We start from the raw sequence: 13694 nt of genomic DNA, 5'->3' as shown, positions 1-13694 counted from the left end.
GTCCTGGCCACTAACGCCGCGTTGCGTTACCGATTTGGGAGATGCCTTTCCCACGAGCTGGAGGGGCTTGTTGGAGCTTTTACTGCTGACCTCGGAGCTGCATCCCGACCCGGTCCTGCCGTCGTTGTCGCTGCTGCCGCATACCGTCCGGACGGCGCCGCCAGAACCGTCCTCATTGTTGGAGGCCGGAACCGCGGACGCCGTGCTCGTCGACGCGCGCACGGACCTGTCGTCGGCGCGCGGCCTGTGCCGTTTGCTGAGCACGGCCGGCCGGTCGGTCCCGGTCCTGGCGGTCGTCAGCGAGGGCGGCCTGGTGGCGGTCAGCGCCGACTGGGGGTTGGACGAAATCCTGCTGCCCAGCACCGGGCCGGCCGAGATCGACGCCAGACTGCGACTGGTCATCGGCCGCCGCGGCGGGCTGGCCGACCAGGAAAGCGCCGGCAAGGTCAGCCTCGGCGAGCTGGTGATCGACGAAGGCACCTATACCGCGCGATTGCGCGGGCGTCCCCTTGATCTGACCTACAAAGAGTTCGAGTTGCTGAAGTACCTGGCCCAACACGCCGGCCGGGTGTTCACCCGGGCACAACTGCTGCACGAGGTGTGGGGCTACGACTTCTTCGGTGGCACCCGGACCGTCGATGTGCACGTGCGGCGACTGCGGGCCAAACTCGGCCCCGAGTATGAGGCGTTGATCGGCACGGTTCGCAACGTGGGTTACAAGGCCGTCCGGCCGGCGCGCGGGCGGGCGCCGGTTGCCGAACCCGAGGAGACCGAAGAGGCCCAGCCCGACACAGACGGCCTGGGGAACCCGCTGGGCGACCCGCTACACACTCAGTGACGTCGTCGGACCGCGAGCCCGAATGGCGCTCCGCCCTGACCCCCGACGAGCAGCACGGCGTGCGCGAACTTGTCTCGGCGGCAACCGAATTCGACGGTGTCGCACCCGTCGGCGAACAGGTGCTGCGAGAACTCGGCCACGATCGCACCGACCACCTGCTGGTAACCGGTCCGGACACCGGCGCCGCGATCCTCGGCTACCTCAACCTCAGCCCGCCACGCGATAGCGGCGCGGGGATGGCCGAGCTGGTTGTGCATCCGCAGGCCCGCCGGCGCGGAATCGGCGCGGCGCTGGCACGCGCGGCGCTGGCCAAAACCGCAGGGCGCAACCAGTTTTGGGCACACGGCACCCTCGAGCCCGCGCAGGCCACCGCTTCGGCGCTGGGTTTGGTCCCCGTCCGCGAACTCGTCCAAATGCGGCGCTCGCTACGCGATGTGCCCGACACCGTGGCCCCCGTGCCGGGGGTCAAGGTGCGCACCTACGCGGGCGCCGGCGACGACGCCGAGTTGCTGCGGGTCAACAACGCCGCGTTCGTCGAACATCCCGAGCAGGGTGGCTGGACCGAGGTCGAGCTGGCGGAGCGGCGCAGCGAACCCTGGTTCGACCCGTCGGGCCTGTTCCTGGCGTTCGCCGACGCCGCGAGTGAGCAGGCGGGCAGGCTGCTGGGCTTCCACTGGACCAAAGTGCACCTCGACCAGCCGGGCCTGGGCGAGGTGTACGTCCTGGGTGTCGATCCATCCGCGCAGGGCCGCGGCCTGGGGCAGCTGTTGACGGCCATCGGTATCGAATCGCTGGCGCGCCGGCTCGCCGACTCGGCCGAACCAACGGTGATGCTGTACGTGGAGTCAGACAACCTCGCGGCGGTGCGGACCTACGAGCGCTCCGGTTTCACCACCTACAGCGTCGACACCGCCTACGCGCCGCGCGCCGGCTGACCGGAGGCGCAGGTACACGCCGCGCGGGCTCCGGACAATTCACTGCACGTTCACGCGCTCGCCACTCGTATGGGTGCCCTCGACGCATACCTTCGCGGTGACTTGGCAAACTTCCCTTGGGGGAGTGGCCGCTGGCGCCACAAGCATCCGCGATGCGCGAGAAAGCGAGATCGGTGAGGCTCGACAGGGTGGGGAGGACGCTGGCGGCCGCGATGTTGACGACGCTGGTCGGTGGCGGGGCCCTGGCGGGCTGCGGCAGCGACGGCAACCGGGGCGCGTCGGCGGCCACGCCGGGACCGGCCGGCACGGCGGGGTGCGCCGGCAAGGACGGGCTGACCGCGGAAGGCTCGACCGCCCAGCAGCACGCGATGGAGTTGTTCAGCCAGGTGTGGGGCCGGTCCTGCCCGGGCAAGCGCGTGGCCTACAACCCGACCGGCTCGGGCGCCGGTCGAGAGCAGTTCATCGCCGGACACGTCGACTTCGCCGGAGCCGACTCCCCGCTGGTCGCCGATCAAATCGGCCCGGCCGCCAAGCGTTGCGCCGGAAACCCGGCGTGGGATCTGCCGTTGGTGTTCGGGCCGGTTGCGCTGGTCTACAACCTGCCGGGCATCGGCGGGCTGGTCCTCAGTAGCGACGCGCTGGCGCGAATCTTCAGCGGCAGAATTTCGGCCTGGAACGACCCGATACTCGCAGCACTCAATCCGGGCGTCGCGCTGCCGGACACCAAGATCACACCGATCTATCGGTCGGATTCGTCGGGAACCACCGACAACGTGCAGAAATATCTGACGGCCACCGCGCCGCAGAGCTGGACCAGGGGCGTCGGCACCGACTTCCAGGGCGGTGTCGGCAGAGGCGCCTCGAAGTCGGGTGGCGTGACTCAGGCGGTCCTGGCCACGCCGGGCGCCATCGGATACGTCGAGAAGCGCTTCGCCGATCAGGTCCACCTGCCGTACGCCCGGATCGACACCGGCAACGGCGTGGTGGCGCTGAGCGCCGACACGGCACGCAACGCCGTCAACGCGGCCGGCTTCGTGACCGACGGCAACGACCTGGTGCTGGACCTGAACCCGATGTACGACGCGAAAGACGCGCACGCCTACCCGCTGGTGCTGGCCACCTACGAAATCGTGTGCTCGAAGGGCTACGATCCCGACACCGCCCGGGCGATCAAGTCGTTCCTCACCGTGGCCGCCAACGACGGTCAGGCCGGGCTCTCGGCGGCCGGCTATGTTCCGCTGCCCGATAAAGTCAAGGAGCGATTGGTCGCCGCGATCGACGCACTGCAGTAGGCCATGGGCTTAAGGAGCGCGAGCTGTGACGGGATCAGGGTGACAACAACTCACCCGACGGGTTCGGGTGTGCTTGTCGCCGCGCCCTTTCCGGCGTCACTCTTCGGCCCGGTTGTGGGGTGCCGAGTTAACCCTCATTCTGATGATCGCGGATATCGGGCCGTAGGCAGGAGTAGTTAGTGGCCAAGCGATTGGACCTGAAAGACGTCAACATCTACTACGGGACCTTTCACGCGGTCTCGGACGTGTCGTTGTCGATCCTGCCCCGCAGCGTCACCGCCTTCATCGGGCCGTCCGGCTGCGGCAAGACCACCGTGCTGCGCACGCTCAACCGCATGCATGAGGTGATTCCCGGGGCACGGGTCGAGGGCAGCGTGCTGCTCGACGACGAAAACATCTATGCCGCGAATATCGACCCGGTGGGGGTTCGCCGCGCGATCGGGATGGTGTTCCAGCGGCCAAACCCATTCCCCGCCATGTCGATTCGGGACAACGTGGTGGCCGGCCTGAAGCTGCAGGGTGTACGCAATCGCAAGCTGCTCGACGAGACCGCCGAGTATTCACTGCGCGGCGCGAACCTGTGGGACGAGGTCAAGGACCGGATGGATCGGCCGGGCGGCGGGTTGTCCGGTGGCCAGCAGCAGCGCTTGTGCATCGCGCGGGCCATCGCCGTCCAACCCGACGTGTTGCTGATGGATGAGCCGTGCTCCTCGCTGGACCCGATCTCGACGATGGCTATCGAAGACCTGATCAGTGAGTTGAAGCAGGACTACACGATCGTCATCGTCACGCACAACATGCAGCAGGCCGCCCGGGTGAGCGATCAGACGGCGTTTTTCAACTTGGAAGCCGTAGGAAAGCCCGGCCGGCTGATCGAGATCGACGACACCGAGAAAATCTTCTCCAACCCCACTCAGAAAGCCACCGAGGACTACATCTCCGGCCGCTTCGGGTGATGTGCGGCGGACGCCGCGTCGTCCTCGGGGTGTCTGCCGGTCGCCTGGAAGATGACGCGCCTGGCCACTTCGACCGCGTGGTCGGCGAAGCGTTCGTAGAACCGGCCCAGCAACGTCACGTCGACGGCGGCGGCCACGCCGTACTTCCATTCCCGGTCCATCAGCACCGAGAACAGGTGCCGGTGCAGGTCGTCCATCGCGTCGTCTTCTTCGCGGATCCGGGCCGCCTTCTCCGGGTCGCGGGACAACACCACCTCTTGGGCGCTATTGCCCAATTCGACTGCGACTCTGCCCATTTCGGCGAAGTAACCATTGACCTCTTCGGGCAGAGCGTGCTGGGGGTGGCGCCGACGGGTGATCTTGGCGACGTGTAAGGCCAGCGCGCCCATCCGGTCGATGTCGGCCACCATCTGAATCGCGCTCACGATAGATCTCAGGTCACCGGCGACCGGGGCCTGCAACGCCAGCAGCACGAAGGCGCTCTCCTCGGCGTGCGCGCTGAGCCTGGCGATCTTTTCGTGGTCGGAGATCACCTGCTCGGCCAGCACGAGGTCGGCCTGCAGTAGGGCCTGCGTTGCCCGCTCCATGGCGATCCCGGCCAGCCCGCACATCTCGCCGAGCCGCTCGGACAATTCCGCGAGCTGCTCATGGTAGGCGGTCCGCATGTCCTCAAGACTACGTTCTCGAGGCCGAAAAAGGCGGTTGACCGACGCGAGAAACGGTTAACCGCAGGTGGTGTCGGCGGCGTTGGTGACGCTCAGGTCGTCGGGCAGCTTGGTCGGTGCGCTGCCGGAACCGCGTTCTATCTGCATGCTGATCGGCGAACCGCTGGGTGCCGGAGTGCTCACCGAGTTGAAGTCGGGGCCGAGTACCACCTGGACGACCTGCCCGTAGCCGGAAACCCGCTGAACCTTTGCGTTGGCGAATGACGACGCCACCGCGGCCGCGGCCTGTTCGTTGCCGGGCGAGAACAACACCGTCGTCGCGTTCACCGAACTCGGGTAGTCATCCGGCGTCATCACATTGAAGCCATCCCGCTTGAGCTGGGTGGTGGCGGTCGCGGCAAGGCCGGTCCGCGCGGTCGCGTTGGACACCCGCACCGTGACGTCTTGCGGGGAGGCGGCCGTGACCTGCTGGCGTTGCGCCTCCGGAGCGGCGCTCGGGGGTGTCGTCTTCTTGGTGGTGGGCGCGGTCGTCGGGCCCGAGGTTTGGGAAGTCCCCAAATTCCTTGCGTTCTGGTCGTTTTCCTCCGGCAGCGGATCGTCGTTGATGATCGCATCGAAAAGCGCCCGCATATCGGCCATGCGCGGCGGCTCGTCGCCATTCTGGTCCGTGACGCCGGTCGGAACGGTGACAAACGTCATGTGTCCGGCCGCCATGCCCTGCAACGACTGACCCAGCTGGACCAGGTCCTTGGTCTGGACGTTGTCGACGTACGTGTCACCGATCACCATGTTGACGACATTGTTGAGCTTGTTGAGATCGAGCAACGTGTCCTCAGAGATCAACGCACGCAGCAGCGACGACAAGAACAACTGCTGGCGTTTGATCCGGCCGTAGTCACCGTTGGTCTCGGTGGTGACCTGACGCGCCCGCACGTAGTTCAATGCCGTTGGGCCGTCGAGGACTTGACGTCCGCTGTGTTCCAAGACCGTGCCCAGTTCATAATCGTGCAGCGGCGTGGTGGAGCACACCTCGACACCCCCAAGGGCATCGACCATCCGCGCGAAACCGGAAAAGTCGACGGCGATGAAGCGGTTGATGTTCAAGCCGGACAGCTTCTGAATTTCCTTCACCAGACACTTGGGACCGCCGAAGGCGAACGCCGAGTTCAGCTTGGTCTCGGTGTAGATCATCTTGGGACCCCACGTCTTGGTCTTCGCGTCGAAGAGGGGTCCGTACTTGGCCGTGTTGGGATTCCAGGCCTCACATTGCATCGGGGTGATCGCCAGGTCGCGGGGGAACGACACCGCCACGACGCGTTTGCGGTTCGCCGGGATGTTGACGAGCATCACCGTGTCCGACCGTGCTCCGTCGGCGGCGTCGGTGTCGCCGGCGCCCATGTTGGCGTTGTCCCCGGCGCGCGAATCAACCCCGACGATCAAGAAGTTTTCGTCGCCGTACTGTCCACCGGGGTCGCGAATGTCGCCCGAGTCCGGGTCGAGCGCGCTGATCGTGTTGAGGCGGCTGTTCTTCGATGTGCTCCACTGCCACGCCCCGCCGGTGAGAACCAGCGCAAGGACGGCGAACAAGGCCGTCAGTGAGCGCCCGGCGAGCAGCAGCGGCCGCCGCCGCGATTTGGCTTTCCGCAACGGCGCCTCGGCGGCGTTGTCGGACTCATCGATGGGCGGGTCGTAGGGCTCATCGAGGTCGGCGAGTTCGGAGACGACGTCGAGCGAGTAGGCGGGGGTGTCGATGACCTGGGTGACCTGCAAAGCGTTGGGTATTTCCGGCTCGGCGGTGTCCGGGGCGAAGTGGTGGTGGCTGGGCCGCCTGCCGGCCGGGCCACCCACTTTGGCGATCAGGTCGGCGACGCTGACTCCGCCGGAGGTGTGGCAGCCGGCGGGCTCCTCGTCACCGGCTTCGGGCTCGACGGGGGGCCTGATGCCAGGCGCCGCGGACTCGATGAGGGACGGCTCGGGCTGCCATCGGTGGGCGGCTTCGTTGAGCTCCGGCTCGGAGAACCGCTCCCACGGCGCGGGACGAAGGGTCGGTAGCGGGCCGGCGCTGGACGCGCGCCGACGGCCGGGAGTGGCGTCGTACTCGCCGTCACCCATGTCCTACCGGCCTCCGAATCCCTGATGCGGACGTCAGTGGTGTCCGTGTGCGCGCGTCAACCGGGTAACCCGATCCGCCGCAGAGCGCAATGCAACAAAGCCCACATCGTACTGAGTTATCCCGCGGTACGCGATTTCAAGAGTGCGCGGGATTCAGCCGCCGGAATGCATGACGTCCGCTCCGGCCGGCACGGTGCAGTCGTCCGGGTCGGTCAGCCACCCCTCGGGCAGGGCCACTCGGGCGGGTGAACCCTGCCGGCCCCGGGGCCCGGTCGCCGCGTCCGGGAAAGCGACGGTGCCGTCCAACCGGTCCAGCAGGGAGTCGAGTTCGGTCAGCGTGCTGACCATCGCCAGCGCGCGGCGCAGCTCCGATCCGGCGGGAAAGCCGTGCAGGTACCAGGCGATGTGCTTGCGGATGTCGCGCATGCCCTTGTCTTCGCCGAAGTGCGCGGCCAGCAGCTGCCCGTGCCGGCGGACGATGTCGGCGACCTCGCCCAGCGTGGGCGGGACGGGCGCGGGGCTGCCCGTGAACGCGGCCGACAGTTCGGCGAAAAGCCAGGGCCGGCCGAGGCATCCGCGGCCGATGACCACGCCGTCGCATCCGGTGCTGGCCATCATTGCCAGCGCGTCGCTGGCGTCGTAGATGTCGCCGTTGCCGAGCACCGGGATGGTCGTGACCTGCTGCTTGAGCAGCGCGATCTGTTCCCAATCGGCGGTGCCGGAGTAGCGTTGCGCCGCCGTGCGGGCGTGCAGCGCGACCGCCGCCGCGCCCTCGGCTTCGGCGATGCGACCGGCATCCAGGTGGGTGTGGTGGTCGTCGTCGATGCCGATGCGGAACTTGACGGTCACCGGGATCGCGGTGCCCTCGGTGGCGCGCACGGCCGCGGCGACGATCTGGCCGAACAGCCGCCGCTTGAAGGGCAGCGCCGCTCCGCCGCCGCGCTTGGTCACCTTGGGCACCGGGCAGCCGAAGTTCATGTCGATGTGGTCGGCCAGGCCTTCGTCGGCGATCATTTTGGCAGCCGCATAGGTAGTGGCGGGGTCGACGGTGTAGAGCTGCAGCGAGCGCGGCGACTCGTCGGGGGAGAACGTCGTCATGTGCATCGTGACGGGGTGGCGCTCGACGAGCGCCCGCGCCGTCACCATTTCGCAGACGTACAGCCCGCTGACGGTGCCGGCCTTCGATTGCTCCAACTCGCGACACAACGTCCGGAATGCGACGTTGGTCACACCCGCCATCGGCGCCAGCACCACCGGGCTGGCGACCGCGATGGAACCGATGCGCACCGCTTGGTTACCGCCGGCTCATGGTCAGGGTGCCCGCGGTCTGGTGCAGCTCATACGCGGTCGTCTTCTTGCCGGTGCGGGCTTCCCGATCGAGCTGGCGCTGCTTGGACACCTCGAACTTGTCGCAGGTCGTCTCGAGTTCCTTGATCAGCAGGGCGAGATCGTCGCGCAACGCGGCGGCTTCACCGGTGAAGTCCTCGCGCTCGAAGATCCGCCATTTCCTCAGCACCGGCATGACGACCTCGTCGAGGTGGATGCGCGGGTCGTACACGCCGCCGACGGCGATCATGACGGCCTTGCGCCGGAACTCGGGCACCTGGTAGCCGGGCATCTGAAAGTTGCGCAGCACCTTGTGCAGCGACTTCATCACCTGATTGGGCGCGATCTCAAACCCGGCCTCGGTGACGTCGCGGTAGAAGATCATGTGCAGGTTCTCGTCGGCCGAGATCTTGGCCAGCAGCTGGTCGGCGATGGTCTCGTTGCAGGCCTTACCGGTGTTGCGGTGCGAAATCCGGGTCGCCAGCTCCTGGAAGGTGACGTAGGTGATGGAATCGAAGAGGCTCTCGGCGAATAGATCTTCGCGAATCTGTTGGTTCTGGCCCGGGCTGAAACCCCGGTTCACCACCTCCATTCGCAGCTTCTCCAGCTCGATGGGGTCAACCGCGCGGGTCACCACGAGGTAGTCGCGCAGCGCAATCCCGTGCCGGTTCTCCTCGGCGGTCCACCGGTTGACCCATTGGCCCCAGGCGCCGTCCAAGCCGAAGTTCATCGCGATCTCGCGGTGATATGAGGGCAGGTTGTCCTCGGTCATCAGGTTCTGCACCATCGCCACCTGGGCGACGTCGGAGAGCTTGCTCTGCTCGGGGTGCCAGTCCTGCCCGCCGAGTGCATAGAAGTTCTTGCCGTCCGACCACGGGATGTAGTCGTGCGGATTCCAGTCTTTGTGCTTGCTTTCGTGCCGGTTCAGGTATTTCTCGACGGCCGGTTCAAGTTCCTGCAACAGCTGTAGGTCGGTCAGCTCGGCTGACATGGTGCCTCCAGTTATCTGTGTCGGTTGGTAGCAGTCAATATATCTGTGTACTTCAGTAGCATCAAGTTGCCTCGCCGCACGTCAGGTCACAGTTCCATCCGCGCCCGGTGGCAATCCCTACTCGGATTTCCCCAGCTCAGGCGTGGGGACAAAGGGGGCCGCGGTGTTGAACAACATGCTGACGCAGTAGTCGATGAATTCCTTGCGGGTGGCCCCGAGCTGCCCGTTCAGGTACGCGGTGAACAGGCTCGACAGGCCGCCGACCAAGCTGGTCGCGATCATTTTCTGCAACACGGGATCGCCGATTCGGGACAGTTTGCGTTGCAGCAGTTCGATGAAGTTGGGCATCCACTCCGCGCCCGACCGGGTCAGCACCGGCTCCACGGCCGGCGCCAGCAGCAACACGCGCCCGCGGACAGGATCGTCGACCATCAGCTCGACGAACTGCTCGACGGCTTCCCTGGGAGTCTTCGCCGACGTAAGTGTGCTCATCGCCCTCGTGCACACGTCGTCGTAGACCGCGCGCACGAATTCGTCACGGTCGGAAAAGCTTTCGTAGAAATAGCGCTCGGTGAGCGCGGCCTTGCGGCACACCGCACGGACGGTCAGCGCGGGCCCGCGCTCGCTGCCCAGCAACTGCACGCCGGCGTCGATGAGGTTGTCGCGGCGCAGGGCCAGGCGACTCTCCAGAGGGACGCCGGTCCAACGGCCCCGTCGTTGACTGGGCTCCACCTCGCTCCTAAGCTAAAAACTGACAACGCATGTAGTCAGAATCTCGGATAGCTAGCAGGGAATCCAACCGTGACTCAACATACGTCCGCGGCGTGCCCGCTGACCAGCGCCGCAGCCCCTAGCGAGTCGGCTGGGGTGGCCGGCGGGTGTCCGGTCTCGCCGCTCGGCTACGACGCGCCGCCCATTCCCCTCGGACCTGAATCCCTGACCTGGCGGTACTTCGGGGATTGGCGCGGCATGCTGCAGGGGCCGTGGGCGGGATCGATGCAAAACATGCACCCGCAGCTCGGCGCGGCCGTCATCGATCACTCGACGTTCTTCCGGGAACGGTGGCCCCGGCTGCTGCGGTCGTTGTACCCGATCGGCGGCGTGGTTTTCGACGGGGAACGTGCCCCGGTCACCGGCGGCGAGGTCCGCGATTACCACACCGACATCAAGGGCGTCGACGATCAGGGCCGCCGCTACCACGCGTTGAACCCCGATGTCTTCTACTGGGCGCACGCCACCTTCTTTGTCGGCACTATTCATGTGGCCGAGCGGTTTTGTGGCGGCCTGACCGAGGCGCAAAAGCGCCAGCTGTTCGACGAACACATCGACTGGTATCGGATGTACGGCATGAGCATGCGACCGGTGCCGGCGTCCTGGGAGGAATTCCAGAACTACTGGGACCACATGTGCCGCAACGTATTGGAGAACAACGAGGCGGCACGGGCCGTGCTCGATCTGACCGCGCTACCCAAACCTCCCTTCGCCCAATGGGTTCCGGATTGGCTGTGGGCCGCGCAACGTAAATTGCTGTCGCCGTTCTTCGTCTGGCTCACCGTCGGACTTTACGATCCGCCAGTGCGTGAGCTGATGGGCTACCGCTGGTCGCGGCGCGATGAATGGCTGCACCGCCGCTTCGGCGACGTCGTTCGTCTCGTATTCGCCTTCGTGCCAAGCCGATTCCGAAAGCACCCGCGGGCGCGCGCCGGGTGGGACCGTGCCGCGGGGAGAATCCCATCCGACACGCCGTTGGTGCAGACCCCCGCGCGTAACCTGCCGCCGTTGGACGAGCGCGGCAACCCAAAGCACTACTGCCCCAAGGTCTCCTGACCTGACGGCGATTCGGCGACTGCCTTCAGTCCACCGTCACCGCGGTGATGACGGGGGACCCCTGGACCGGCGTGCTCGGCGTTGAAGACGGCATCGATGACGAGCTGTCGGACGTGGTCGTTCTCCAGGCTGTAGAAGATGGTGGTGCCGTCCCGGCGGGTGCGTACGAGACGCGCCATCCGCAGCTTTGCGAGGTGCTGGGAAACCGACGGCGCAGGCTTGGCCACATGCTCGGCGAGCTCGTTGACCGACATCTCGCGATGTGTCAGCGACCAGAGCACCTGCACGCGAGTGGCGTCGGCCAGCATCCGGAAGACCTCAACCACCAGGCTGGCCTGGTCGTCGGGCAGCCGGCCTTCGCCATTACCTGCATGCATACGCAGATAGTAGCGGGAAAGACAGTGTGCCGGCTCAGGCCGAAGGGACATTGAATTGGCGCCGCCCGCCGTTGCGCTCGCTCCACAACCGGTAGACGTCCACCGCGTCGTCCCGGGGTTCGTAGCGCATCGGCAGGCGCCGTTGGTCCCAGCTCTTGGCGAATTCGTCGTAGAAGGACGAGACCTCGAAGTACTTGCGGTCGTCGAGGTAGTAGCGCTCGTACGACTCGCGGGTGATCAGGAAGACGACTTCTTTGGGAGAGCAGTAGTACAGCGAGCCCAGGCACATCGGGCACGGGTGGGCCATCACATAGATGGTGGCGTCGACGAGGTGCTCGGTGCCCAGCTTCATGCACGCCTCCCGGATGGCCAGGATTTCCGCGTGGGCGGTCGGGTCATTGGTCTGCGCCACCTTGTTGGCGCTCTCGGCGAGAACCTGGCCGTCCTGGACGATCACCGTCGCGAAGGGCCGGCCGCCCTCGGCGACGTTTTGGCGGGCCAGGTCGATCGTGCGCTGGGCGAAGTCGGTCACAGCTCGGAGGGTAGTCGCGAGGGCCCCGGGAATCGGCCTGTGATACTAACTAGACTGTCTATATTTTTCGGTCGGGATGAGGGAACACATGGCGCGCGCCGATAGTGATCGCTGGGATCTTGCGACCAGCGTCGGGGCGACGGCCACCATGGTCGCCGCCCAGCGGGCGCTGTCTTCCGACGCGAAGTACATCGATGACCCGTACGCGGCCCCGTTGGTGCGCGCTGTCGGAATCGATGTCTACGTCCGATTGGTCAACGGCCAGATTCCGGTCGGCGGAGATTCCGAATTCGATCCACAGCGCATGGCTCAGGGGATGGCTTGCCGCACCCGGTTCTACGACCAATTCTTTCTCGATGCCGCGCGGGGTGGCGTTGGCCAGGCGGTGATCCTGGCGGCGGGTCTCGACGCGCGCGCCTACCGGCTGCCGTGGCCGGCGGGCACGGTGGTCTACGAGGTCGACATGCCCGAGGTGATCGAGTTCAAGACCCTGACGCTCGGCGATCTGGGCGCCGAGCCGAGCGCCGAGCGGCGCACCGTGGCCATCGATCTGCGCGACGACTGGGCCGCCGCGCTGCAGCAGGCGGGCTTCGACCCGCAGGCCCCCGCGGCGTGGAGTGCCGAAGGATTGCTGCTGTATTTGCCGGACGCGGCGCAGGATGCGCTGTTCGACAACGTCACCGCGCTGAGCGCCCCGGGCAGTCGGCTCGCATTCGAATTCGTGCCCGACACAGCGATTTTCGCCGACGAGCGGTGGCGCGCGCACCATGACCGGATGAGTGAACTGGGTTTCGAAATCGACTTCAATGATCTCGTCTATCACGGTTCGCGCAGCCACATCGTCGACCATCTGAACGAGCGGGGCTGGCAGACCTCGACCCGCACGGTCGCGGAGTTGCACGCGGCCAACGGTTTCACCTACCCCGACGACGACGTCGCGGCGGCGTTCGCCGACGTGACATACACCAGCGCGGTGCTCACGCGCTGAGCCCTACGAACGAAGCGAGTCGTCCGATGGGCGGCCGATGAGCATTTCCTGAAACACGGCGCGGGCCGGTTCGTACAGGCTGCGGAATGTCTCGAGCACCGTTTCCCGGTCGTATTCGGGAATCGAGCCGACGGGTGTCCAGAAGCTGTCGACGTCCAGCAGGAAAAACGGTCCGGGCTGGACCGGGATCGTCCGGCGCAGGTGGTAGTTCGGATCAAGCGCCTGACCCAAACCCGGGCCGTAGCGCACGATGATCGACTTGCCCGGTTGTGCCTCGCGATAGACCGCCGCACCTTGCCACTCGGTCAGTGTCAGGCCGCCGGGTGCGACCTGCTGGGGTCCCAGCAGCGGCGCGGCGATCCCGCTGGCCCAGTCGATGCGACCATCCGCGCCCACCGGGACGCGGGCCTCTAGGACATACCGCAGACCGATGCGTTCCACTCCCACGATCGACGAGACCTGTGAGCGGGCGTCGATGACCCGCATCGTGACGTCGACCAACGAGTCGAAGTCGGTGTAAGCGGTCGTCTCCACGACGAGTGCCTGGGTTTTCAACGAGGCGGCGAGCGTGTTGTCGCGGTTGACGTAGCGCGCGAAGCGCTCCGCGGTCGGAGTCGGACTGCCACCGGCACCCATCGCCCACGCCATGTCCTGGCCCTGGCGTTCGATCGGCAGGTATTCGAAGAGCAGGTTTTTCAGTTCTTTGCTCGACGATTCGGTGGGGGAATCCGTTGCCGGGTGACGGATTTCCAGCGTTACCAGGGCTACCGGGGCGTTGGGGGAGGCCGCGTCGCCGCTCATCCTGCGAAGCATAGCCAAGGCGTTCGTCGGATAGGGAGGGACAGGCCATCACCC

At 66.3% G+C, this 13694-nt stretch carries 14 protein-coding genes; 6 read left to right on the top strand and 8 right to left on the bottom strand.

The window, feature by feature from the left end; all coding sequences use genetic code 11:
- The first annotated feature begins 67 nt into the window (after positions 1-67).
- The 4 genes from A5747_RS05395 to pstB all read left to right on the top strand — a co-directional run bounded on the left by A5747_RS05395 (position 68) and on the right by pstB (position 4021).
- Positions 68-838, top strand: a complete 771-nt coding sequence (locus A5747_RS05395; protein ID WP_139333364.1) for a response regulator transcription factor — start codon at positions 68-70, stop codon at positions 836-838.
- Positions 835-1773: a mycothiol synthase gene (mshD, locus tag A5747_RS05390; protein ID WP_076122621.1), complete on the top strand. Its 939-nt coding sequence runs from the start codon at positions 835-837 to the stop codon at positions 1771-1773. Before A5747_RS05395 ends, mshD begins: the two co-directional genes overlap by 4 nt.
- 173 nt (positions 1774-1946) lie before the next feature.
- On the top strand, positions 1947-3065 hold the full coding sequence (gene pstS / locus A5747_RS05385; protein WP_083700152.1) for a phosphate ABC transporter substrate-binding protein PstS: 1119 nt from the start codon (positions 1947-1949) through the stop codon (positions 3063-3065).
- A gap of 179 nt (positions 3066-3244) precedes the next feature.
- Positions 3245-4021, top strand: coding sequence for a phosphate ABC transporter ATP-binding protein PstB (gene pstB / locus A5747_RS05380; RefSeq protein ID WP_076122619.1), 777 nt, complete (start codon positions 3245-3247; stop codon positions 4019-4021).
- Here the strand turns inward: pstB and phoU are convergent.
- From phoU to A5747_RS05355, 5 genes are all read right to left on the bottom strand, one after another.
- Positions 3997-4686, bottom strand: coding sequence for a phosphate signaling complex protein PhoU (gene phoU, locus A5747_RS05375; protein ID WP_076122618.1), 690 nt, complete (start codon positions 4684-4686; stop codon positions 3997-3999). The genes pstB and phoU overlap by 25 nt on opposite strands.
- Positions 4687-4743: 57 nt before the next feature.
- On the bottom strand, positions 4744-6798 hold the full coding sequence (locus A5747_RS05370) for an LCP family protein (RefSeq protein ID WP_076122617.1): 2055 nt from the start codon (positions 6796-6798) through the stop codon (positions 4744-4746).
- Positions 6799-6951: 153 nt separating this feature from the next.
- On the bottom strand, positions 6952-8085 hold the full coding sequence (gene dusB / locus A5747_RS05365; protein WP_076122616.1) for a tRNA dihydrouridine synthase DusB: 1134 nt from the start codon (positions 8083-8085) through the stop codon (positions 6952-6954).
- A 7-nt stretch (positions 8086-8092) separates the two neighbouring features.
- Positions 8093-9115, bottom strand: coding sequence for an acyl-ACP desaturase (locus tag A5747_RS05360; RefSeq protein ID WP_076122615.1), 1023 nt, complete (start codon positions 9113-9115; stop codon positions 8093-8095).
- A 117-nt stretch (positions 9116-9232) separates the two neighbouring features.
- Positions 9233-9847, bottom strand: a complete 615-nt coding sequence (locus A5747_RS05355; protein ID WP_139333365.1) for a TetR/AcrR family transcriptional regulator — start codon at positions 9845-9847, stop codon at positions 9233-9235.
- 69 nt (positions 9848-9916) lie between these two features.
- Between A5747_RS05355 and A5747_RS05350 the strand changes: the two genes are divergently transcribed.
- Complete coding sequence (locus tag A5747_RS05350) at positions 9917-10942, top strand: oxygenase MpaB family protein (RefSeq protein WP_076122614.1); 1026 nt, start codon at positions 9917-9919, stop codon at positions 10940-10942.
- Here the strand turns inward: A5747_RS05350 and A5747_RS05345 are convergent.
- A complete protein-coding gene (locus tag A5747_RS05345; RefSeq protein WP_076122613.1) occupies positions 10921-11319 on the bottom strand; it encodes a metalloregulator ArsR/SmtB family transcription factor in 399 nt (132 codons plus the stop codon). The two genes, A5747_RS05350 and A5747_RS05345, sit on opposite strands and share 22 nt — an antisense overlap.
- Positions 11320-11353: 34 nt before the next feature.
- The gene (locus A5747_RS05340; protein ID WP_076122612.1) at positions 11354-11851 is read right to left on the bottom strand and encodes a nucleoside deaminase; all 498 of its coding nucleotides are present in this window, start codon (positions 11849-11851) and stop codon (positions 11354-11356) included.
- Between the two features lie 88 nt (positions 11852-11939).
- On the opposite strand from A5747_RS05340, the gene A5747_RS05335 reads away from it, so the two are divergent.
- Positions 11940-12839: an SAM-dependent methyltransferase gene (locus A5747_RS05335; RefSeq protein WP_076122611.1), complete on the top strand. Its 900-nt coding sequence runs from the start codon at positions 11940-11942 to the stop codon at positions 12837-12839.
- A 3-nt stretch (positions 12840-12842) separates the two neighbouring features.
- On the opposite strand, the gene A5747_RS05330 is transcribed toward A5747_RS05335, so the two are convergent.
- Positions 12843-13652, bottom strand: a complete 810-nt coding sequence (locus A5747_RS05330; protein ID WP_076122610.1) for a TIGR04255 family protein — start codon at positions 13650-13652, stop codon at positions 12843-12845.
- Between the last annotated feature and the right edge of the window lie 42 nt (positions 13653-13694).

The sequence above is a fragment of the Mycobacterium sp. IS-836 genome (assembly GCF_001954275.1).
Lineage (GTDB): Bacteria > Actinomycetota > Actinomycetes > Mycobacteriales > Mycobacteriaceae > Mycobacterium.
This window is presented reverse-complemented; position numbering and strand designations above follow the sequence as displayed.

What these genes read in the sequence shown, in the direction of transcription:
- phoU (WP_076122618.1), bottom strand. Translation starts at nt 4,686, where the DNA reads ATGCGGACCGCCTACCATGAGCAGCTCGCGGAATTGTCCGAGCGGCTC.
- A5747_RS05370 (WP_076122617.1), bottom strand. Translation starts at nt 6,798, where the DNA reads ATGGGTGACGGCGAGTACGACGCCACTCCCGGCCGTCGGCGCGCGTCC.
- A5747_RS05360 (WP_076122615.1), bottom strand. Translation starts at nt 9,115, where the DNA reads ATGTCAGCCGAGCTGACCGACCTACAGCTGTTGCAGGAACTTGAACCG.
- A5747_RS05345 (WP_076122613.1), bottom strand. Translation starts at nt 11,319, where the DNA reads ATGCATGCAGGTAATGGCGAAGGCCGGCTGCCCGACGACCAGGCCAGC.
- A5747_RS05335 (WP_076122611.1), top strand. Translation starts at nt 11,940, where the DNA reads ATGGCGCGCGCCGATAGTGATCGCTGGGATCTTGCGACCAGCGTCGGG.
- A5747_RS05330 (WP_076122610.1), bottom strand. Translation starts at nt 13,652, where the DNA reads ATGCTTCGCAGGATGAGCGGCGACGCGGCCTCCCCCAACGCCCCGGTA.